Source organism: Catenulispora pinisilvae (assembly GCF_015356865.1).
Classification (GTDB): Bacteria; Actinomycetota; Actinomycetes; order Streptomycetales; family Catenulisporaceae; genus Catenulispora; species Catenulispora pinisilvae.
This window is the reverse complement of record NZ_JAAFZA010000015.1, coordinates 1-22,080: the sequence shown is the minus strand read 5'-3', so window position 1 is coordinate 22,080 and position 22,080 is coordinate 1. Positions and strand designations below refer to the sequence as shown.

Sequence of the window (22,080 nt, the reverse complement as noted above, 5' to 3'; positions counted from 1 at the left end):
TTGACGGGACTGACGCCGACCGGTCAGGCACCGCGTTCAGGACGTTCAAGGCGGTCCAGGCGTAAGGCGCGGGCGACGTTGTTGCGCTGGATCTCGTTGCTGCCGGAGAAGATGCGGGCGGGCAGGCAGTCCCGAAGCATCTGCTCGGCCTCGCCGTGCATGACGCCCTGCGCCCCGCGCAGCTGGATCGCGTCGAGGCCGACCTGGACCGCCGCCTCGCTGACGGCGATCTTCGCCAGCGCGGCGGAGACACCGTCGACGGCACCCTGGTCGAGGTCGTGCGCGGCTTTGTAAAGGAGCAGGCGCGCCCCCTCGTATCGCAGGAGCATGTCGACGACTCGATGGCTGACGGCTTGGAAGGCACCGATCGGCGTGCCGAACTGTTCGCGCTGTCGGACATGGGTGATCGTCGAGTCGATCACGCGCTTCATCGCCCCCAGGTAGACCGCGAACAAGCAGGTCCGCTCCCAGTGCATGGAGGCCGTGAAGACGCTCGCTCCCCCGCCGGGAACGCCCAGGACTTGGCCCACGGGCACTTCGCAGCCGTCGAGGTGGATCTCGGCCATGGGAGATCCGTGCAGACCCACCTTGCTTTCAGGCCGGCCGACGCCCAGGCCCGGTGTTCCCGCCTCGACGAGGAACGTGGTCAGGCCGAAGACGCCGCCGCCGGGTTCGGTCGCCGCCTGGACGATGAAGACGTCGGCGACCGGCGCGTTGGTGATGAAGGCCTTGGCCCCGGTGATCAGGTAGTGGTCGCCGACCCGTTCGGCGCGTGTGCGCAGGTGCATCGCGTCGGACCCCGCCTCCGGCTCGGTCACCGCGTGGGCGGCTATCAACTCCCCCGAGCACAGCCCGGGCAGCCAGCGCTGCTTTTGCTCGTCGCTGCCGAAGTGCACCAGCGGGGTGACGCAGGCGAGCAAGTGCGCTGCGACGGAGAACGCGAATCCGGTGTCGCCGGTGCCTTCGCCGAGCGCCTCCAGCACGCCAGCGGTCTCCGCGGCTCCCATGCCGCTGCCACCGTGTTCGACCGGCGCGCAGCAGCCGGCGAGCCCCAGGTCCGCGGCCGCGCGCCAGCGTGCGCGGAACTGCTCCGGACGGGGATCGGCGGGGCCGGTCAGCTTGCTGCGCGCGAAGTCGCGGACCAGGTCGCGCATCTGGTGCGTCTCGGGCTCCAGGTCGAGTTTCATGACACTCCGTCCGGGTGTTCTTCGATCAGGACGTGGTAGTTGATGCCGCCGGTGCCGAAGGAGCTCAGGGCCGCCCGGCGCGGCCGGGTCCCGCCGGCGGGCCACGGGGCGGGCCGGCGGTCGATGAAAGCGGGGATCGCGTCGAGATCCAGTTCGGGGCTGATGGTGCGCAGGTTGGCGTTCGGCGGGAAGGTGCGGGCCTGGAGGGCGAGGAGCACCCGCAGCAGGCCGGCGGCCCCGGCCGCGGCGAAGGTGTGGCCGAAGAACGACTTGGCCGAGCCGACCTGGAGGGGGCGCCGGCGCTCGCCCCCGCCGTAGACGTCGGTGACGGCCGACAGTTCGACCCGGTCGCCGACCCGGGTTCCGGTGCCGTGCGCCTCCAGGTAGTCGACCGTGTCGGGGCCGAAGCCGGCGTCGCCGAACGCCTGGCGCATGGCGCGCGCCTGGCCGCCGCGGTCCGGCGCGATCAGGGAGTGGGCGTCGTTGGATCCCCCCACGCCGCGGATCACGCCGAGGATGCGGTCGCCGTCCTCCAGGGCGTCGCTGTGTCGCTTGAGCAGGAACAGCGCGCACCCGTCGCCGGGCGAGAAGCCGTCGGCCGCCTCATCGAAGGGGGTGATCTTGCTGTGCGAGAGCAGGCCGAGCGATGAGCACAAGATCAGATCCCGTACGTTGCAGGCCAGTTCCACCCCGCCGGCGATCGCGTAGCGGGCGGTACCGCTGCGCAGGGCGCCCACCGCGAGGTCCAGAGCGGCCAGCGAGGACGCGCAGGCGGCTTCCACCGCGACCGGGACCGCGGCGAGGCGGAACTCGCCGGCGATCACGGCGGCGGTCCCGCTGGCCAGCCAGCCGTCCAGCGCGCCCGGCGCGCCCGGGTCCTCGGGGGCGCCGAACCGGCGGCGTGTACGGGCCGCCAGTCCCCTGCGGTCTTCGCCGTCCAGGTGGGCGAGCGCGTCCAGGGCGGGGATCGCCCGGGCGGCCAGATCCAGCTCGGCGGCGCTGTTGAGGGCTCGTTCGCGGCCCAGGCTCAGCGAGGAGCCGATGGCGATCAGACCCGGACCGTGCAGGGCGTCCGGTGGCGGACCACCGCCGGTGAACAGCTGGGCCGCCACGGTCAGGGCCACCCGTTGCGCGGCGTCCATCGCCGTCCACCGGCGCGGGGTGATCGGCAGGCCCGGGGGCGGGACGGCCGGGACCGGGGCGGGCGAGCCCTGGTCGGTGTAGGTGTGGATGAGGCTGAGCGCGGAGGGGTCGAAGTAGATCTCCCGGTCCAGGATCCGGGTCGGCAGCGGGCCTATGCGGTCCCGTCCCGAGCGGAACACGTCCCACACGGCCGCGGGCCCGCTGGCACCGGCGAAGTGCGCACCCCAGCTGATGACCGCCACCGGTTCGCCCTCCCGGACGCGCACCGGCCGGCGTACCGGCCGACGTTCGGGTGGGACCGGGACGGCCTGGTGTTCCTCTAGGACGAAATGGGCCAGCATCCCGGTCAGCGACGCGCCGCTGACGGCGGCCCGGCGCGGCGAGGCCGACCGTTCCCAGCGCTGTGCGCTCGCCAGGAACCGGAACGCGGAGCCGGGAGCCGGCAGGGCGCCGGCGGGCGACCACACAGGCGGCAGGGTGCCGCGGTGGAGCGCGAGAGCCGCCTTGATCACACTGGCCAGGCCCGCGTTGGCGAACGTGTGGCCGAGACGGTCGCGGACGCTCCCGAGGACCGCCTTGGTCGGCGAGCCCGTGTAGAGGCCTGACAGTGCCGTGAGTTCGGCCTGTGTCTCAGCGCGGAAGCCGGACCCGAAGCACTCCACCAGGCCGATGGAATCGGCGGGCACGTCCGCGTCCCGGTAGGCCAGTTCGGCGACCTCCCGGCGGTGTTCGACCGAGACCGAGTAACGGAAGGTGCCCGGACGCGGGTCCTGTCCCAGAGCGCAGCCGCGGATCAGCGCGTGGACCCGGTCGTCTTCGGCCACGTCGGACAGTCGTTTGAGGAGCACCGCGCTCACACCCTCGGCCAAGGTGAACCCCTCCCCCGGCCCCGCGAAGGGGTGGCCGCAGGCCGAAGTCAGGCCTTTGGCATCCAGGGCGCCGGCCAGCAGCCCGCTCTCCCGCAGCTGGCCGGCGACCACCAGCACCGTGTCCGAGTCGCCGCGGCGCAGACTGCCGACCGCGTGGGCGAGCGCGACGAGCGAGGTACCGTCCGCGGCCTCCAGGGCGAGGGTCCGGCCGCGGAGTTTGAAGACGCTCGCGATCCGCGCGGGGATGGTGCTCGCCATCTCACCGACCCGGTCATGGGGCGACCCGGCCAGGCGGGGCTCCAGCAGCTCCAGCAGTTCCGCCGCCGCGACACCGGCGGCCGGCCCGATGTCCGGGTCGATGTCCGGGTCGATGTCCGGGTCGATGTCCGGGTCGATGTCCGGGTCGATGTCCGGGTCGCGACCGTCTTGTCCGGCGGAGCGCAGATCCCGGGCCAGGCGCTGCGCCTCGACCCTCAGTGCATTGAGATACTGCCGATCCAGTCCGCCACAGACGCCGACGATCACGTCGAAGCGCTCGCCGCGGACCGGCCGGTCGGCCAGACCCGCGTCGCTCATCGCCTGACGGGAAGCCTCAAGCATGAGCTTCTGCATCCGGGTCATCGAGGCCGACTGCGCCGGCGGGATCTTGAAGGTGGCGACATCGATCTCGATGTCGAGCAGGCCGTGCGGCACAGCCGGGCGCCCCGCGGGGTCCTCGCCGGCCGGAGGATCGGTGCAGGCGCACCGCAACCGCGGGGCGGTCACCAGGTCCCAGAACGCCTCGACGCCGCGAGCGCGAGGGTACAGCGCCGACATCCCGACGATCGCGACGGGCTCGCTCGGGGGGAGATCCATGGCGGAGCAGCTCCTTCGCGGTCGGTTGAGTGGCTCAGACGGCCGGGGACGGGGAACCCCGGCCGTCGGTCAGGGGGTGGCCGGTCGGTTCGTCGCCTCGGGCAGGCCGACCAGCCGGCGCAGCGGGCCGTCGATCGGCACCGCGAGCTCGGAGTCGACCAGGCGGTGCAGGACCAGGCCGTCCAACAGGGCGCCCAGGGCCAGCGCCGTCGGCTCCGGGTCCGCGGTCAGGCCGTGCTCGCCGAGCCACTGCGCCACCGCCTGGAGCCACTTGCCCTGCAAGGCGGCGAGCCCCGTGCGCAGGCGCTCGTTCCGGGTGGCGGCGAGCAGCATCTCGCTGGTCAGGACGGTCGAGGCGGGGTCGGCCGAGTACTGCGCCATCCCCGTCACGGCCATCTCCACGCCCGGCAGGCCGGCCGGGGCCTGGGCGAGCATGCCCATCACGATCCCGACCTCGCGCTCGACGGTCTCCAGCGAGGCCTCGATGAGCAGGTCGGTGACCGAACCGAAGTGGTAGTGGACCAGGCCGGGGCGCACGCCCGCCCGGGCCGCCAGTTTGCGCGTGGTCACCGCACCCCACCCCTCCTCGACGATGAGTCGGCCGGCGGCGGCGATCAGCCGTGCCCTGGTCTCCTGGCCCCGCTCCACTGACGTGGGTGTCATCCGTTTGCGCTCCGTCATCACCGGCCGGCGTCGGTCGCCGCCGGTCGGCGGCCCGCTGTCCGTTTCACCATCGATTGGGCGATCGCCTTAGGCGTTTGCCTTGGCCGATCGCCTTGGGCGTTTGCCCAATGACTCACAGCATAGCGCCGGCGACGCTCTGTGTCACGCGGCTGCCTCACTCCGAAGGGGCGAGCAGGTCGGCTTCCAGATCGGCGTCGTCGACGCGGAAAGCCCCGTCGGCCTCGTCCGGCCCGGCCCCGGCCTGCTTCTTGAGCTGGTCGCGCATCACCACGTACTTGGCATTGAGCTCGTCGACCGCCACGAAGCGGTTCACCTGCCGACCGGAGACGCGCGGCTGGATCTGGCTGACCACCCGCATGTCCTGCACCTCCTGGACCCGCTTCTGCGCGAACAGCGCCATCCGCGGGATCAGCCGCCGCAAAGCCGGCAACCGCAGCGCCTTCTTCAGATGCGCGTCCTCGTACCAGCGGAACAGGACCTGGGTGTGCTCCTCGTCGATCGGGGTCATCCAGATCGTGACGTCGAAAGGCTCGGTGTGGATGTGCACCATGCCCGGGAACGTGAAGGTGACGTTCATCGGCGCCCGGTTGGTCGGGTCGCCCTCCTGGCACAAGTCGAAGTCGTGGCGCAGCGTGGTGCCCTCGACCGTCAGGCGGCTGTTCTCGACCTTGGTCATGGCGAAGTAGCGCCGCCTGCCGTCCAGACCGAGGTGCTTGGCGGTGCCGCTCCATCCCACATAGTCGAACCAGTTGAACCAGTGGTCCCGGTGCACGACCGGCACATGGTAGAAGTCGAGGAGGCTCTCGATGTACCGGGTGTAGTTGACCGGCTGGGACCAGCTGGACGTCGCGTACAGCTCGGGCTTGTCCCGCACCTCCGGCGGGATCTGCACCTCGGGCAGGGGCTCGGACCGCCGACCCCACCACAGCCAGATCAGCCCGGCCTCCTCACGCACCTCGTGCGTGTCCAGGCGCATCGATTTGGGGATCCGGGCTTCGGCGCCCAGGCAGGGCGCGAGGACACACTGGCCGTCGGCGTCGAAGCGGAAGTCGTGGTAGGGGCAGCCGAGGGTGTCGCCGCGCAACCGGCCGTCGGCCATGTTCGCGCCCTTGTGGGGGCACCGTGCGGACTGGCACACCAGCGTGCCGTCGGTCGAGCGCCACAGGACGAGGTCCATACCGAGCCTGCGGACGCCGACAGGCCGGTCGTTGCGGACGTCCTGGGAGCGCGTGATCGCGTACCACTGATCGGGAATCACTGTGCTGTCTCCTTCGCGGACCCGGGCACCGACGAGCGCTGCCCGGTTTCGGGATGCGGGAAGTAGGCGGGGAAGGACGGCGGGCGCCGGCCAGAGGCGGGCCGGGCTCAGCCCTCGACGACCTCCACCACGCCGGCGTCGCCGTCGACCACGACCATGTCGCCGGTGGCGATGCGGCGGGTGGCCTGCTTGGTGTTGACCACCGAGGGCACGTTGAACTCACGGGCCACGATGGAGCTGTGCGAGAGCATCGACCCGATGTCGGTCACCACGCCGCCTGCGATGGCGAACAACGGCGTCCAGGACGCGTCGGTGAAGCGGGTCACCAGGATCTCGCCGGCCTGGAACTCGTCGGCCTGCCAGACCAGGTCCTCGATGACCCGGGCCCGGCCCACCGCGCGCCCCGGGCTCGCGGCCAGCCCCTCCAGGCGCGCGCCGTCCGGAGCCGGCACCACGGCCCGCGTGGGATCGTGCTCGCCGATCAGCGTGAGCGGGGGTTCGGGAAGCCGGCGCACGTACTGGAACTCACGGCGTGCCTCCTCCAGGCGGACACGGGAGAAGACCTCCTGCGGCTCGCCAGTGCCCGACAGATAACCGAGCACGTCCCCGAAGTCGAGGTAGGCCACCTCGTCCGGCGAGCGCAGCACGCCGGCGGCGATCAGCCGGCGGCCCACCTCGTAGACCACGTTGCGGACCAGCCAGATCGAGGTGATCATCGACATCCGCGCGGTCTCCCGCAGCTCGCTGCACTGCACGTACATCGCGATGACCTTCTCGATCACCGTGCGCTTCGTGCGCGGCAGCCGGGTCAGCACCACGGCGGCGTCGCCGTCCTGGTAGGCGCGGCTGCGGCCGAGGATCTCGTCGATGGAGAAGCCGTCCTCCGCATACCGGCGGATCATCTGGAACACGTAGGAGGGGTCGTCGATCCAGCGCGGGTGGGTCAGTTCCATCTCCTGGTGGCTGCGGGTGCCGTTGGCGCGCAGGAACGGCTCGACCCGGCTCTTCCAGAACTCCCGTCCCGCGTCGTCGGCGAGCAGCGCGGCGGGCAGAGCCTCAAGAGGGGTCTCGCGGATCAGGCGCATGACCGCCGGCCGGTCCTTGGCGGCCTGGGCCACGACCCAGATGTCCCGGGCCGACTCGACGGTGCGCAGGCTCGACATGTCGGTCTTGACGCGGTTCTGCAGGTTGTGGCCGTCCTTGCCGAGCCACTTCGCGCACAGTTCGGCCAGGACCCCGTAGAAGCCGAACGCGTTGATGTAGTAGGGCATGTAGCCGACATGCATGTCGTGGAAGTAGCCGAGGTAGCGGGACATCTCGGCGTCGAGCTCACGGCGGCTCAACCGGGTCAGATCCAGGGCGCGGGCCCGGTCGAACTCGTACTCGCGCGAGCGGACCATCCGCTTCGCGCGGCGCTTCATCTGCGCCATCTCTACCGCGGTGCACCGCAGCCAGTGCGTCAGCGCGGCCCGACCCTCGCCGCCGCCGGGGAAGGACCCGAAGGGATTGTGATAGTCGGTCAGGTCCGCCTCCTCACTGGCGAACCGGGCGGTGAAGTGCCGCTGGTCGCGCGTCGGCGGGCACTGCCCGAGCATGTAGGAGGTGAACGAGATGTTGAGGTAGATGTGACCCTGGAGGTAGCCCATGTGCAGGGCCGGGTCACCGGGGTCGAGCACCCCGACCGCGCGCGCACAATCGGTGTGCACGTTCGCCTGGTAGTAGCGGGCGAACGACTGGCCCAGCGGGGACATGATCCCGGTGAAGATCTCGCCGATGTCCATCCGGGACCACAGCGTGCCCTCGGCGATCGGCCGGGGCTGCTCGGTGACGTACAGCCGGTTGCGGTCGGTGCGCTGCGGGCGGGTGGTGATCGGACGGGCCTGTAGGAGGTGGAAGCGGCCGTCCTTCAGCACCCACTCCAGGTCCTGCTCGGCCTCGTAGTAGGTGCGGACCGAGACCGCCAGCCTGGCGAGTTCCTCCAGCTGATCGCGGGTCAGACACGGTAGGTTGCGGTCGGCTTCATCGACCTTGGTGATGCCGATCCGGCCGGGCTCCAGCGGGGCGCACTTGGTGACCTTGTAACGGATCTCCTGCTCCACCGGTGACATGGTGCGCTCGTCGACGAGGAACCAGTCCGACGGGACCTTGCCCGACACCAGGCCCTCACCCAGGCCCCAGCACGCCTCGACCACCATCTGGTGCGGCCGCGGGCTGACCGGATCGGTCGTGAACAGCACCCCGCTCACATCGGCGTGGATCATCTCCTGCACGATCACGGCGATCGCGCCGGCCGGTTCCGGGCCGTCGCGGTAGACCTGCGCCCGGTCGGACCACAGAGAGGCCCAGCATTCCTTGACCGCCTCGATCAGCTCGCCGTCCCCGGCGACGTCCAGGATCGTGTCGTGCTGGCCGGCGAACGACTGCCCCGCCGAGTCCTCGCGGACCGCGGAGGATCGCACCGCCACGCGTGGACGGCCCAGCTCGGCGTAGGCGGCCAGGATCGGTTCGGTGATCGCCGCGGGCAGGGTGCCGTCCAGGACGCGGCGGCGCAGTACGGGCCCGGGTTCGTTGTCGCCCGCCTCGTCGATGCCGAGGTGTTCCAGTGCTTGGCGGAACATCGCGGTGCTGACGCAGAACGCCGGCGGGATCGGCAGTCCAGCGGCGATGAGTTCGGCCAGGCGGGCGGCCTTGCCGCCCAGGACCTGGTCGTCGGGCTTGTCCACCCGGTCCAGGTGGATGACGGCGCTGCCGCGCTCGTTCACTGTCGTCGTGTCCAACGGGGGAACCTCCTTGTCGGTACCGGGACCGGTCACGGCCGGCCGGCCGGGGCGTTGACGCCCACGACGGCGTGGAACTGGTCGCCGGGGATCAGCCGACGAGTCGTCACCTGGGCGAAACCGGCGTCGTCCAGCTGCCGGACCAGGTCCTCGATCGTGGGCAGCGGCCCGCCGAAATCGGCGTGGGTGAACCACAGATTGAGGACCTCCAGGCCCAGGTTGCCGCCCCGGCACGCGGTGGTGAGCAGCAGCCGGCCGCCGGGGGCCAGCAGCGAGCGCGCCTTGCGCAGGACGTCGACACGGTCCCCGGGCGGGAAGTAGTAGATGTTGTTGTGCAGCGTGACCAGGTCGAACTGCGGCTCGGCGATCAGGGTCCGCAGATCTCCCTGGCGGGTCTGCACGCGGCCCGCCAGACCCCATACGGCCATGTTCTCGGCCGCCTCGGCGGCCACCTCGTCCTGAAGGTCGATCGCCAATGCGGTGAGCCGCGGATTGAGCTGGGCCGCGAGCCGCACGTAGGTGCCGGCGCCGCAGCCGACCTCCAGCAGCCGCAGCGGCCGGTCGCGATCCAGGGTGCGGCGCACGGCCTCCTCCACGAACGGCTCCACCACCCGCGTCGAGCGCGCGATGACCTGGCCGTCCTGGTCGCTCAGCGACAGTCTCCTGCCATCACGCAGCATCTGCGGGGCCTCCAGAAGCACCGGAAGATGGAAGCGGAGGACCTCCTCCAGCGCCGCGGCGACCGGTTCGCGTCCGGGACGTGCCAACGCCTTGGCGGTCCGGCTCCGCAACCGGTAGGTGTCGTCGAACCAGGCCAGCTCCCCCAGCCGGACACCGATGTCAAGCCAGGTGCGCAGTTCCTCGGCGTGCTGGTCCACGTCCAGGCTGTGGGCCAGTGTCTGGAGGTCGCAGGGCCGCACGGCGAGACGGCCGAGCACCCCGGAACGGGCGGCCGCGGCCAGGAACGCGGCCCGGTACATCGGCGTGACCAGACGTCTGGTGGCCGACAGCAGCAGTGGTAGCTGGCGCTCCTTGACGATTCTGGTCAGGGTCAGCCGGTCCATCGCGAGTCCTCCGATAGCTGGTGGGTGTGTCCGGCGCCGGCCGTGTGGAACAGCCGGTCCAAGTCCGCGCGCACGAAACGCAACAGCGCGGCGCGGCCCGCCTCGTGGTTCAGATAGAAGTGGCCGTCCGGCAGATGGCGGCGCAGCAGCGAATTCGCGGTGTACTCCCGCCACGCCTCCATCTGCGCCGGCGTGGCGACCGGGTCGCCGTCGGCGGAGAAGGCGGTCATGGGGCAGTTCAGCGGCGCGCGCGGCGTCCACACATACTCGGCGCACAGCCGCAGGTCGGCCCGCAGCACCGGAAGCCGCCGCTCGAGGTAGGCCAGTCCCATCTCCTCGTCCGGGCCGAGCCCGCCGAGCTCACCGACCATCCGGCGCAGGTCCGTGTCGTCGGTCGGCCAACCGGCCGCGGCTCCGTACAAATGCGGGGCCTTACTCGCGGACACGAACAGGTGCTCCGGCTCGGGCAGACCGCGCTCGCGCAAGGCGCACGCGACCTCGTAGGCGAGCAGGGCGCCCATGCTGTGGCCGAACATCGCGAACCGATCGGTGTGGCCGGCCCGGACCAGGGCTTGGACCACCTCCTCCACCAAGGGCTGAAGGACGGAGGCCGGCTGCTGGTGGGAGCGCAGTCCGCGCCCGGCCAGCAGCACCGGCACCACCTGGATCGCCGGGTCCAGCAGGGGCGGCCAATCGTGGTACAGCGACGGCGTGCCGCCGGCGTGGGGAAAGCAGATCAACCGCAGTGTGCGGTCCGGATCCGCGGCCGGAAGCCACGGGCCGGAGCGTTCCAGGACGGTGGTCATCAGCGCTTCACCAGCCGGCGGCCGTCGTCGGAGTCGAGCCAGGCGATGGTGCGGCGCATGCCCTCGGCGAAGTCGACTTCGCTCTTGAAGCCGAAGTCGTCGCGGGCCCGCTCGATCGGGTAGGACTGGTCCCGCGCGAACAGATTGACCGCGTGCCGGGTCAGCACCGGCCGGGACTTGATCCGCAACGTGCCCCAGATCCGCTCCGACACGGTGGCGACTCCGGTGGCCACACCGGTCGGCAGGCTCAACTTCGGCGCCGGTACGCCCAGCCCCTGTGCCAGCGCCTCCATGTAGTCGTGCCAGGTCGTCAGTTCCGCGTCGCGCAGGTTGTAGGCGCGGCCCTCGGCCACGGGGGCATCGCAGGCGGCGATCATCGCGTCGGCGAGGTTCTCCACGTACAGCAGGCCGGCCGGAACGTCGCCGTGGCGGATGTAGACCATCTGCTTCTGGAGCAGCAGGTTGGCGAGTTCGACGACGAAGTCTTTGCTGCGGGGCCCGTAGACGGACACGGGCCGGATGACGGTCAGCGGGACGCCGGTGTGCTGGGCGGACTCGCGAACCACAGTCTCACCGAGCACCTTGCTGCGGTTGTACGGCAGCCCGATGTCGTTCAGCACCGTTCCCTCGTCGCACGGGCGCTTCGGATACCCGTACACGTCGGTGGTGCTCAGGTGGACGAACCGCTCGACGGTGCCGGCGTGGTCCGCCGCCTCCATCAGGTTTCGGACGCCTTCCACGTTGGTCTGCTGGAACTGCTGCCAGGGGCCCCAGTCCGCCGACATGCCGGTGCAGTTGAAGATCTGCCGCACCCCGGCGGTGGCGCGTCGCAGGCTCTCGACGTTGGCCAGCGAGCCCACCTCGACCTGCACGGGCAGGCCGTCGAACACGGACCGGTCGCTGTCCGCCCGGACCAGCACGCGGACCTGGCGGCCCCGTTCGACCAGACGCCGGGTCAGGTGGCCGCCGATGAAGCCGCTGGCCCCGGCGACCAGGACGTCCGCCGCACCGGGTGCCGGCGGGCGGGACCGCGCCGGGCGCGCGGCGGTCCTGGGCTGGTACCGCTCGCCGTCAGCACGGCTCTGATTCCGCGGCTGCGGCTGCGTCTCCTCTTGCAGCAGGTCCAGGGCGTGCTCCAGGTCCTCCTCACGGTGGTCGACGTTGACGAAGAACCGCAGCCGGGCCTGATCCTTCGCGACTGCCGGGTAGCCGATGGGCATCACATTGACACCCCGCTCCAGCAGCCGGTGGGAAACCGCCATCGCGCGGTCCCAGCTTCCGGTGATCACCGGGATCACCGCGGAGGCCCGCGAGACCCCGATGTCGAAGCCTCGGTCCCGGGCCTGCTGCCGGAAGTACTCGGACAACTCCCGCAACCGGGCGACCCTTTCGGGTTCGTCCCGGATGGCGCGGAACGCCTCCAGCGCGGCCGCGGCGTTCGCCGGAGAGATCCCGGTGCTGAAGATGTACAGCGGGGTGGTGAACTTCATCAGCTCGATCAGCGGTCCGCGGGCGGCGATGTAGCCGCCCAGACTGCCCAGAGCCTTGCTGAGGGTACCCATCCACAGGTCCACGTCCTGCCGGTCGACATCGAAGTGCTCTCCGATACCACGACCGGTGCGGCCCAGGACTCCGATCGAGTGCGCCTCATCGACCATGAGCATCGCCTCGTGCCGCTTCTTGACCTCGATGAACCGGGGCAGGTCGGGGATGTCGCCGTCCTGGCTGTAGGCGCCCTCGATGACGACCACCGCGCGCCGGAACTCACCGCGCATCGCCGCCAGCATCCGGTCCAGCGCGGCCCAGTCGTTGTGCGGGAAAGGGCGTCGGCGGGCACCGGAGAGCATGGCCCCGCGCACGGTGCTGTCGTGAATCCACTCGTCGTGCAGGATCAGGTCCTCCGGGCCGAACAGGTGGCCCACCGTCGCCACGTTCGTGGCGTGGCCGCCGGCGAACACGATCGCCGCCTCGGTGCCGAGGAAGGACGCGATCTCGGCGTCGAGTTCGTGGTGCAGCGGCGTCTCACCGCACAGCAGCGGAGTGGCCGAGCTGGAGGTGCCGTACTTGTCCACGGCTGCCTTGGCGGCGGCCAACAGCCGCGGGTGACTGGACAGAGCCAGGTAGTTGAAGGCGGAGAAGTTGATGACCGAGCGGCCGCCGAGTTCGATCCGCCCGGTGTTGAACCCCTCGTGGACGCGGCCGTAGGCGTTCGCGCCGGCCGCCTCGATCCGCCGCAGCCGCTGCTGGATCTCGTGGTACTCGGCCCACTCCTCCACCACCCGCTCGCGTTTGACGGGTGTGTCGGGCGCGAGGCGGGCTGCCGGGGCCGGGACCATGGGGACGAAAGTCGGGACCGCGGGTTCGGGTCGCGGCATCGGGGAGCCGGAGACCCCCAGCAGCCGCACCAGATCCCGAACGGTCGGGTCTTCGGGCAGCGAACGGCGCAGTTCCGGCAGGCGGTGTGCGTACTTCTGCGCGATGCGCTGCTCCAGTTCCTGCTTCATCAGCGAGTCGAATCCGAGATCCGGCCCGAGGCGCGCGTCCAGGGGCACCTGATGGTCGGGGAACCCGCTCACGCGGCCCACATAACGGATCACGTCGCTCGTCACGACCGCGTCGAGCGGCACGACGTCCTCAGTCCACGCCTGCGTGTGCACGGCGCTCTCCCTTCGGGGGGCATCGACGGCGGAGGCTTCCAGGGGTGTCGCCGGGACGGGATCGGTCCCCGGCATGTTCGAAGGCGCGGTCTGGCGCCAGTAGGACTGTCGGTGGAACACGGTGCGTGGAACCGGGACCCGGACCCGCCCGTGCGGCCGGTCCAGACCCGCCCAGTCGACCTCGCCGCCGGCGCAATGCAGCCGGGCCAAGGACTGTAGGAACGTCTCCCAGTCCTCGCCGCCGCGGCGGATGGTGGGCAGACGCAGGGCCCTGTTCGCTTCGCCGTCTGCCTGGACCAGCGACAGCAGCGTGGGGTGCGGGCCGATCTCCACGAAGCCGGTGCAGCCCAGCTCATTGAGCGCGGCGACGCCGTCGCCGAAGCGGACCGTGCTCAGCATGTGGTCCACCCAGTACCGGTCACTGATCTGGTCGACCCTTTGTCCGGTCAGGTCGGAGATCCAGGGCAACCGCGGAGCGTGGTGATGCACCGAGCCGGCAGCACGCCGCAGAGCGTCCGCGGCGCCGCTCATCATCGAGGAGTGAAAGGCGTGCGAGACCTGGAGCGGCCTGGCGGCGACACCCGCACGCCCGAGGGACACGGTCAGCGCCTCGATGTCCTCCGCCGGGCCCGACAGCACCAACCGTGTCGTGGAGTTGACGACCGCGACCGCGACCCGAGGACGAGACGCCGCCAGCGACCGGATCACCTCGGCGTCGCCCGAACAGGCGACCATCGCGCCCCGGCCGGGTTGCGCGTCCATCGCCGCGGCGCGCGCCGCGATCAGCGTCAGTGCGTCGGTTTGCGACAACACGCCGCTGGCGCAGGCCGCCGCGTAGGCGCCGACGCTGTGCCCGAGGACGGCAGCCGGTCGGACTCCGACCGAACCCCACAGATCGAACAGTGCCAGTTCCACTGCCACCAGGGCCGGCTGGCAGTAGCGGGTCTGCCGCAACCTGTCCGCGGCCGGGTCGGATAGCAGATCGTGCAGGGACGTCCCGAGCAACGGCCGAAGAACCGCGTCGCTGCGCTCCAGACTCTCGGCCACCGCCGGGTGGCTTTCGGCCAGCGCCCGGGCCATGCCGGGGTACTGGGTTCCCTGGCCGCTGAACAGGAAGGCCAGCTTCGGCGCCTCGGTCGGGACCTCGCCGCGCAGGACCGCGCGGGACGGTTCACCGGCGGCGAGGGCCGCCAGCTCACGATCCAGCGCCTCGGTGGTGGCGGCGGTGGCGACGGCGCGGTGGACCAGATGCGTGCGGCCGGTGTTGGCCGCGTGACAGAGGTCTGCCAGCTGAACCCGCGGGTGGGTGACCAGGTGCGCCCGGTAGTTCCGGGCCACATCGGCCAGCGCCTGTTCGGTGCGGGCCGACAGGCACAAGGCGTCCAGCGGCCTCGGTATCGGATAGGAGCGCTGGAGCGGCTCGGGGGCGGCTTCGAGCACGACGTGGCTGTTCGTGCCCCCGAACCCGAAGGAGCTGACCGCCGCGCGCAGTGGCCGCCCGACCGGGAGTGCCTGGCGCCGGGCGGCGACGAGCAGGCCCGCTCCCGCCGCGGCCAAGTGCCGGTTGGGAACGGTGAAGTTCACCTGGGCGGGCACCTGACCCTCGCGCACGACCAGGGCGGCCTTGATCAGTCCGGCCAGGCCGGCCGCGGCCTCCAGATGGCCGATGCTGCTCTTGACCGACCCGACCAGGCACGGCTCACCGGCCCTGGAGTCCCGTCCGTAGACCGCGGCCAGCGCGGCCCACTCGATCGGGTCGCCCAGCGGCGTGCCGGTGCCGTGGGATTCCACATAGTCCACGTCGTCGCCGCGCAGCCCGGCCTGGGCCAGGGCCCGCTCGATCACGTCGCGCTGCGCCGAACCGCGCGGGGCGGTCAGACCGTTGGCACGACCGCCGTGCCCGACCGCGGAGCCCTTGATGACGGCGTGCACCCGGTCCCCGTCGGCCAGCGCGGCCGACAGCGGCTTCAGGCACACCACGGCGACGCCCTCACCGCGCACGTATCCGTCGGCGGCGTCGTCGAACGTGCGGCAGGCGCCTTCCTTCGAGAGCATTCCGGCCTGGGTGAAGGCCGCCGTGAGCTGCGGGGTGAGCATCAGGTTGACCCCGCCCACCAGCGCCGATGAGCACTCTGCTTCGCGCAGGCTGCGGCAGGCCGCGTGGATCGCGACCAGGGAGGAGGAGCAGGCGGTGTCCACCGCGATGCTGGGCCCGTGCAGGTCGAGCACGTAGGAGATCCGGTTCGCGGCGACCGATTGGGCGTTGCCGATCGCGGCGTGCATGTCGGCCGCACCGGTGTCGCCCATCTGCAACTGGTAGTAGTCGTGGCTGCTGATGCCGACGAACACGCCGGTCCGGGTTCCGGCCAAGCTGCCGGGCGCCATACCCGCATCCTCGACGGCAGTCCAAGCGGTCTCCAGCAGAAGGCGCTGCTGAGGGTCCATGCGCGAGGCTTCGCGGGCTGAGATGCCGAAGAAGCGGGCGTCGAACTCGTCGATCCGGTCCAGGAATCCGCCGACCCCCGGCGTCCCGGGCACGGTTTCCGGGTCCCACCGTTCCCGCGGCACCTCGCCGATCGCGCAGCGTCCGTCCAGCAGCAGCTTCCAGTAGCTCTCCACATCCGGGGCGCCCGGGATACGGCAGGCGATGCCGACGACGGCGACGGGCTCGGCCTGCGGGCCCGCCCAGGCGGCTGCCTGGGTTTCCGAGCTCGGGAGGCGGTGGTCGCCGGTCTGCCGAGGTCCGGGATCCGTGCCGAGCGCGTCGGCGACGGCACGGATCGTGGGGTGGTCGAACACCAGGCTCGCGGTGATCTCCCGGCCCAGGTGGGTTCCCAGCTCCTGGCTCACCGCGACGCTCTGCTTGGAGTCCAGTCCGAGCGCGGTGAACGGCGCGTGCGCGTCCACTGTGTCGGGAGCCAGGCCGAGCCGGGCGGCGATCCGCTCGATGAGCCAACGCTCGATGTCGAGTGCGGCCACCGGCCTGGGTGCTTGCGCACCGCCTGCGTCTGTGGGCGCTGTCGAACGAGGCGTGAGCCGCTTCGCCGGCGGCTCCTCGCCGAGGAGAAGCGCCACGAGGGTGTCGACGTCCGGGTAGGTCAGCAGCTCTCCGATCGGCACCGGGACACCCAGCCGCTCCTGGAGAAGTGCCACCGCTCGCAGCAGGCCCGGATAGTCCAGGCCGAGGTCGGCCAGGCGGCGTCCGGCGATCTGGGTCGTCCCCGTTACGGAGCCCAGGACGGACCCGACCGCGACCTCGACCTCGCGGCGGTCCATCAGCCGGCGGCGGTCTCCAGAGCCGGTCGGAGCTGTGCTCGCGGAGCCGAGCACGCTCGCCGCGAGAGCTTGCAGCCGCAGGTGCACGTAGTCTTCCCGGCAAGCACCACGCTGGATCTTCCCGCTGGTGGTGCGGTGCACCGTCGAGCGCTTCACCAGCACCACCGCGTGCGGGCTCACCTCGTGCTCGGCGGCGAGCGCGGCGCGGACCGCGGCCAGCATCGCCGCGCCGCCGTCGTCGGGCCGGTGGTCCACCTCGCAGACCACCACCAGTTCTTCGGCGCCGTCGAGCTCCACGCCGAACGCGGCGCTGGCGTTGGTCCGGATGCCCTCCCCCACGCGTTCGACGGTCTGCTCCAGATCCGGCGGGTAGTAGTTGCGGCCCTGAAGAACCACCACGTCCTTGCTGCGTCCGGAAACGTAGAGGCCGTGCGGTCCGAGGAATCCGAGGTCACCGGTGCGCAGGTAGGTTCGCCCCGGCTCGCCGTCGATGACTGCTCGGAACGTCTCCACGGTGGCCTCGGGGCGACGCCAGTAGCCGCGCGCGACGCCCGGGCCGCCGACCCAGATCTCGCCGATCCCGCCCTCGGGCAGGCGCCGAGCGGTGCCGGGGTCGACGACGGCGACGGACACCTCTTGCGCGCTGCCGCCGCAGCTCACGAGTTCGGTGGTGCGGGCGGTGCCGGGGAACGCCGGTCGGGCGGAACCCTGTTCCAGGGCAGCGGAGTCGAAGACGGAGGCGTCAGCACCCTGACCGGGGAGTGTGGCACTGACCAGCAAGGTGGCCTCGGCCAGACCGTAGCAGGGCATGAACGCGCGCCGGTCGAAGCCGCACGGTGCGAAGAACTCTGCGAAACGTTCCAACGTGCGCGCCCGAACGGGTTCGGCACCGTTCAGGGCCAGCCGCCAACGGCTCAGATCCAGCCCGTCCCGCTGCTCCGGCCGGATCATACGCAGGCAGTGTTCGAACCCGAAGTTGGGCGAGATTCCGGTGTCCGCGCCGGTCGCGGCGATCGTCTCCAGCCACAGCAGCGGCCGCCGCACGAACGTCATCGGCGCCATGGAGTGCAACGGGATACCGCCGTACAAGGCGGTGAGGATCCCGCCGATCAGGCCCATGTCGTGGTACGGCGGCAGCCACAGGGCCATCGCCGAGTCCTGGTCGTGCCCGAGCCGGCGGTTGATCGCGCGCAGGTTGTGCAGCAGGTTGGCGTGGCTGACCATCACGCCCTTGGGCTGGGAGGTCGAACCGGAGGTGTACTGAAGCAGCGCCAGTGAGTCCGTGGTGGTCCGGGGTTCCTTCCAGTCGGCTCCGGTCAGACCGGCGGTGTCATCCGCGGATATCCAGTGCAGGTCACCGAGCCCCAGCTCGGCCAGTTCGGCGTGCTTGTCATGGGCCAGGCTGCTCAACGGGGCGGACGCCAGAGCGTGCGTGGCCTTCGCGTCCCGGCCGATCGCGGCGAGCCGGGGCAGGGTCTGCCCGAACCGCGCGGCGTCCGGCGGATATGCGGGCACTGCGATGGCGCCCGCGAACATGCAGGCCAGAAAGCCCGTGACGTAGTCCAGACCAGGCGGGTGAAGCAGCAGCACCGGCTTGTCCCGCAGCCGCTCGGCCTGGAGGCGGGCCGCTGTGGCCCGCACCCGCGCTTGGAGCTGACGGTAGGTCACTTCCTGGCTGGTGCCGTCCACTCCGGTGATGAAGCGGTAGGCCAGCGCGTCAGGACGCTGATGGGCGTGGTGCTGCAACAGCGCGGCGACGGTGGCGGCCTCGCGGCGCGGGTCGGTCACGGCAACCTCCGTGGATCGAGGGGCGGCGCCGCGGGCGGATCGTCGCCCCCGGCGGCCAGCCGCTGGTAGTCGACCTTTCCGTTCGCGTTGTAGGGCAGGGCCGCCACGCATTCGGCCGCGCGCGGCACCATGTAGACGGGCAGGTAGCGCGCGCAGTGGCGCTTGAGGTCGAGCAGGCCGAGCGGCGCCGCCCCGGAGGGGACCGTGTAGTGCAGCACGATGTGCGCGCCGCCGCCGGGCCCGGCCGCCACCACCGCGGCGGCGGTGGCGATGCCCGGGTGGCGAAGGGCCGCGGCCTCGACCTCGCCGAGCTCGACGCGGTAGCCGGAGAGCTTGACCATCCGGTCCTTGCGCCCCCGGTAGACCAACCGGCCGTGGTCGTCGAGGCAGACCAGGTCCCCGGTCGCGTGGCTCGCCGGGTGGCCGGCCGCGGCCGATTCCCGGGGCCGGCGCCAGTATCCGGGCGTCACGCAGGGGCCGGAGACGATCAGTTCGCCCAGCTCACCGGACGAGGCGACCTCGCTGCCGTCCGGTGCCCGGACCGACACGCGGGCACCGGGAAGCGGGACTCCGATCGGGATCGGCTCGTCGTCGCGCAGGTCCTCGGGGCCGACCAGATGGTAGGTGCACACGTTGGTCTCGGTCGGCCCGTACAAGTTGTAGAGCGTTGTGGCCGGGTGCAGTACCTCTGCCAGCGCGCGCAGTTGCGGGGTGGGGAAGGCCTCGCCGGCGAACAGGACGTGGCGCAGCGAGGCGGCGACGTCCGGTGTCAGCGCACCGGATCGGAGGAGCAGGTGCAGGACCGAGGGCACCGAATACCAGACGGTGACCTGGTGCCGGACGATGCCCGCCGCGAGCGCGGCCATGTCCTTGGTCTGCGCGTCCGGGACGATCCACAGCGAGGCCCCGACGGACAGCGCGGTGAACAGGTCGAAAGTGCTCAGATCGAAGTTGAACGAGGCGTGGCCCGCGAACACGTCGTCCGGCCCGACGTCGAGTTCCTGACGGGCCCACCCGATGAACGCGCCCAGATTGCGGTGCGTGATCTGGACGCCCTTGGGCATCCCGGTGGAACCGGAGGTGTACAGGACGGCCGCGACCGAGCCGGGATCAGGCTCCGCGACGCTGGTGCGGTGACTCACCACGGGCGCGAAGTCCTCCCAGCCCAGCACCTCGGCCCGACCGGGCGCCGGTCCCGAGACGCCGTCCGCGATCGCGACCACCCGCACCGAAGCGGGTAGGCGCGACGCCATCACGAAGGGCAGGTGGCCGCGGTCGACACACAGCACCGTGGGTTCGGCGTCGGCGAGTACCGCCTGCACCCGCTCGGCGGGCTGCGCCGCGTCGAGCGGAAGGTAGGCGCAGCCCGCCCGCAGCGCTCCCAGGATGGCCACCGCGTACCGCGGCTGTTTGTCCATCCAGATGGCGACCCGGTCACCCGGGCCGGCTCCGTTGCGCAGCAGTCCGGCCGCCACCCGGTCGACCTCGCTGTCCAGCTCCGCGTAGCTGAGCGGGTGGTCGCCGAGCAGGGCGGCGCGCGCCGCCTGCTCGGGAGTGAACCGGGAGGGCAGCGTGATGCGGCAGAGGCCGTCGACGCTGTCGCTGCTGTCGGCGGACGTCGGTCCGGCACCGGTCGCGATGGTGGTGATGATCTCGTTCACGGCTCACCACCTGGCCTGATCGGCGCCGGTCGCCCAGCGGTCCGACGCGTCGGTGGCGATCGGTCGATCGGTGACGACGGGTCGATCGGTGGTGACGGGTCGATGAGCGTCGCCGCGCGAGGGCAGTACACCGGTCTCGCGGCCGGCCTCCACGAAGATGTTCGCGGCCTCGTCGAGGTCCTCGGGAGTGTGCTCGGACGTGACGCTGATCCGCAGCCGGGCATCGCCCACTGGGACACCGGGGTAGACCACCGTCTGGCAGAAGAGTCCTCGCGCCCGGACCGCGCGCCCCATCTCCATCGTCTTGCGCTCGTCGCCGATGACGACCGGCAGGATGGCGCTGTCGGAGTTCTCCAGGTCGAACCCCGCCTCGACGAGGTTGCGGCGCAGGGTACGGATGTTGGACCAAAGGCGGGCCAGGCGCTCCGGCTCGTTCTCGATCACGTCGATCGCGGCGATCAGGCCCGCCGCGATCCCTGCGGGGATGGTCGCGGCGAACACGTAGGAGTTGGCGTAGAAGCGCAGGTACTCGATGACGTCCTCGTCGCCCACGACGAAGCCGCCCATGCCGGCCAGCGTCTTGCTCATCGTGCCCAGTTCCAGGTCGACGCGGCCCTTGAGGCCGAAGTGCTCCGCGGTGCCGGAGCCGGTCGCGCCGAGCACGCCGGTCGCGTGCGCGTCGTCGACCAGGACGCGGGCACCGTACTGTTCCGCGAGACGAACGATCCCCGGCAGGTCGCACACGTCGCCGTGCATGCTGAACACGCCGTCGGTGACGATGAGCCGGCCCTGCGCCTGATCGGCGCAACGCTTGAGGACGCGTTCGAGGTCGTCCATGTCGTTGTGCCGGTAGATGCGGCGCTGACCGCCGGACAGCCGGCACCCGTCGACGATGCTCATGTGGTTCAACTTGTCGACCACCGCGGCGTCGTAGCTCTTCACCAGCGCGGAGATGACCCCCAGGTTCGCCGAGTAGCCGCCGGGGAACACGATCGCGGCCGGCCGCTGCTTGAACGCCGCCAGGCGCCGTTCGAGCTCCTTGTGCAGCACGTTGGTGCCGCCGATGAGGCGGCAGCCGGTGTTGGTGGCCCCGTACACGCCGGTGGCGTCGCAGATCGCGTCGATGACCTTGGGGTGGTTGGCCAGCCCCAGATAGTTGTTGGACGCGAACATCAGGAACTCGCGGGTCCGGCCGGTGAGTTCGTCGTGGATCACGGCACGGTTCTCGCAGCGCGATTGCAGCGGCATGCCGTACCAGTGGAGCTGCTCGGCCTCCCGCCCCCGGTGGTAGGAGCCGAAGCTGCGTACCTTCGCGAACAGGTCCGGGTCGCGCTCCTCGGCGAAGTCCTTCATCGACCTGGTATCCCAGGACGCTGTTTCGTCCGAGACCGGGCGCCGGATCTGGGAAGTCCGTGCGGGGGCAGGCGCCGGCCGCCGGGCCGGCACCGTCGGCGGCGTTGTCGGCGTTGTCCGCGTCGCCACGTCCGGGTCGAGCCGGTCACACAACTCACGCAAGGTGGTCGCGCCCAGCGCGGACGGAGCCTCGCCCACGAAGGGCAGCCGCTGGCGGACCTCCGCGGTGATCGAAGCCAGCACCACCGAGTCGACGCCGAGATCGCTCTCGAGGTCCGCGTCCGGATCCAGGTCTTCGCGCTGGTAGTGGGTGTGCAGCATGGTGGCGGCGATGACCGCCTCGCGCATCTGCGAGCGTGGATCCGACGGCCGGTGCGCCACGGGTGCGGATGCCGCGGCTGTGCGCGCCACGGAGTCGACCGGCCGGGTCGGTGCCGGTACGAGTGCGGGTGCCGCGTCCGACAAACCGACGACCGCGTCGACCAGGTCCTGCACGGTGACCACGTCCGCGCGCAGCGTCTGCTCGTCCAGTCCGAAGCGCGTGCGCAACGCCACCGCGATCGACTCCAGCACTACGGAATCGATGCCCAGTTCGCCTTCGAGGTGTGCTTCCAGGGGTAGCTGTTCCCGCTGGTACAGGGTGCGCGCGGCGATGACGTCGAGGACCTGGTCCTGCACCGTCTCGGTAGCGTGGGGCGGGGC

The 22,080-nt window shown here is 71.2% G+C and carries 10 protein-coding genes; all 10 read right to left on the bottom strand.

Going from position 1 to position 22,080, the window contains the following annotated elements; translation table 11 throughout:
* Window positions 1–23: 23 nt before the first annotated feature.
* The 10 genes from redW to IZR01_RS06700 all read right to left on the bottom strand — a co-directional run bounded on the left by redW (window position 24) and on the right by IZR01_RS06700 (window position 22,056).
* Window positions 24–1,187: an L-prolyl-[peptidyl-carrier protein] dehydrogenase gene (gene redW / locus IZR01_RS06745; RefSeq protein WP_194923298.1), complete on the bottom strand. Its 1,164-nt coding sequence runs from the start codon at window positions 1,185–1,187 to the stop codon at window positions 24–26.
* On the bottom strand, window positions 1,184–4,054 hold the full coding sequence (locus IZR01_RS06740; RefSeq protein WP_194923297.1) for a beta-ketoacyl [acyl carrier protein] synthase domain-containing protein: 2,871 nt from the start codon (window positions 4,052–4,054) through the stop codon (window positions 1,184–1,186). The genes redW and IZR01_RS06740 overlap by 4 nt, the downstream gene beginning before the upstream one ends.
* A gap of 69 nt (window positions 4,055–4,123) precedes the next feature.
* On the bottom strand, window positions 4,124–4,717 hold the full coding sequence (locus IZR01_RS06735) for a TetR/AcrR family transcriptional regulator (RefSeq protein WP_194923296.1): 594 nt from the start codon (window positions 4,715–4,717) through the stop codon (window positions 4,124–4,126).
* Window positions 4,718–4,892: 175 nt separating this feature from the next.
* Window positions 4,893–5,996 carry a Rieske 2Fe-2S domain-containing protein gene (locus tag IZR01_RS06730; protein ID WP_194896847.1) on the bottom strand — a complete coding sequence of 368 codons (1,104 nt, stop codon included), beginning with the start codon at window positions 5,994–5,996 and terminating at the stop codon, window positions 4,893–4,895.
* 107 nt (window positions 5,997–6,103) lie between these two features.
* Window positions 6,104–8,773, bottom strand: coding sequence for an undecylprodigiosin ligase RedH (gene redH, locus IZR01_RS06725; protein WP_194923295.1), 2,670 nt, complete (start codon window positions 8,771–8,773; stop codon window positions 6,104–6,106).
* 32 nt (window positions 8,774–8,805) lie between these two features.
* A complete protein-coding gene (locus tag IZR01_RS06720) occupies window positions 8,806–9,837 on the bottom strand; it encodes an SAM-dependent methyltransferase (protein ID WP_194896849.1) in 1,032 nt (343 codons plus the stop codon).
* Window positions 9,825–10,643: a thioesterase II family protein gene (locus tag IZR01_RS06715; protein WP_194923294.1), complete on the bottom strand. Its 819-nt coding sequence runs from the start codon at window positions 10,641–10,643 to the stop codon at window positions 9,825–9,827. The genes IZR01_RS06720 and IZR01_RS06715 overlap by 13 nt, the downstream gene beginning before the upstream one ends.
* A complete protein-coding gene (locus IZR01_RS06710) occupies window positions 10,643–18,364 on the bottom strand; it encodes an aminotransferase class I/II-fold pyridoxal phosphate-dependent enzyme (RefSeq protein ID WP_323746934.1) in 7,722 nt (2,573 codons plus the stop codon). The genes IZR01_RS06715 and IZR01_RS06710 overlap by 1 nt, the downstream gene beginning before the upstream one ends.
* On the bottom strand, window positions 18,361–20,025 hold the full coding sequence (locus tag IZR01_RS06705) for an amino acid adenylation domain-containing protein (RefSeq protein ID WP_323746933.1): 1,665 nt from the start codon (window positions 20,023–20,025) through the stop codon (window positions 18,361–18,363). Before IZR01_RS06705 ends, IZR01_RS06710 begins: the two co-directional genes overlap by 4 nt.
* Window positions 20,026–20,028: 3 nt before the next feature.
* The gene (locus IZR01_RS06700) at window positions 20,029–22,056 is read right to left on the bottom strand and encodes an aminotransferase class I/II-fold pyridoxal phosphate-dependent enzyme (protein WP_194923330.1); all 2,028 of its coding nucleotides are present in this window, start codon (window positions 22,054–22,056) and stop codon (window positions 20,029–20,031) included.
* Window positions 22,057–22,080: the final 24 nt, after the last annotated feature.

What these genes read in the sequence shown, in the direction of transcription:
- redW (WP_194923298.1), bottom strand. Translation starts at nt 1,187, where the DNA reads ATGAAACTCGACCTGGAGCCCGAGACGCACCAGATGCGCGACCTGGTC.
- IZR01_RS06740 (WP_194923297.1), bottom strand. Translation starts at nt 4,054, where the DNA reads ATGGATCTCCCCCCGAGCGAGCCCGTCGCGATCGTCGGGATGTCGGCG.
- IZR01_RS06735 (WP_194923296.1), bottom strand. Translation starts at nt 4,717, where the DNA reads ATGACACCCACGTCAGTGGAGCGGGGCCAGGAGACCAGGGCACGGCTG.
- IZR01_RS06720 (WP_194896849.1), bottom strand. Translation starts at nt 9,837, where the DNA reads ATGGACCGGCTGACCCTGACCAGAATCGTCAAGGAGCGCCAGCTACCA.
- IZR01_RS06715 (WP_194923294.1), bottom strand. Translation starts at nt 10,643, where the DNA reads ATGACCACCGTCCTGGAACGCTCCGGCCCGTGGCTTCCGGCCGCGGAT.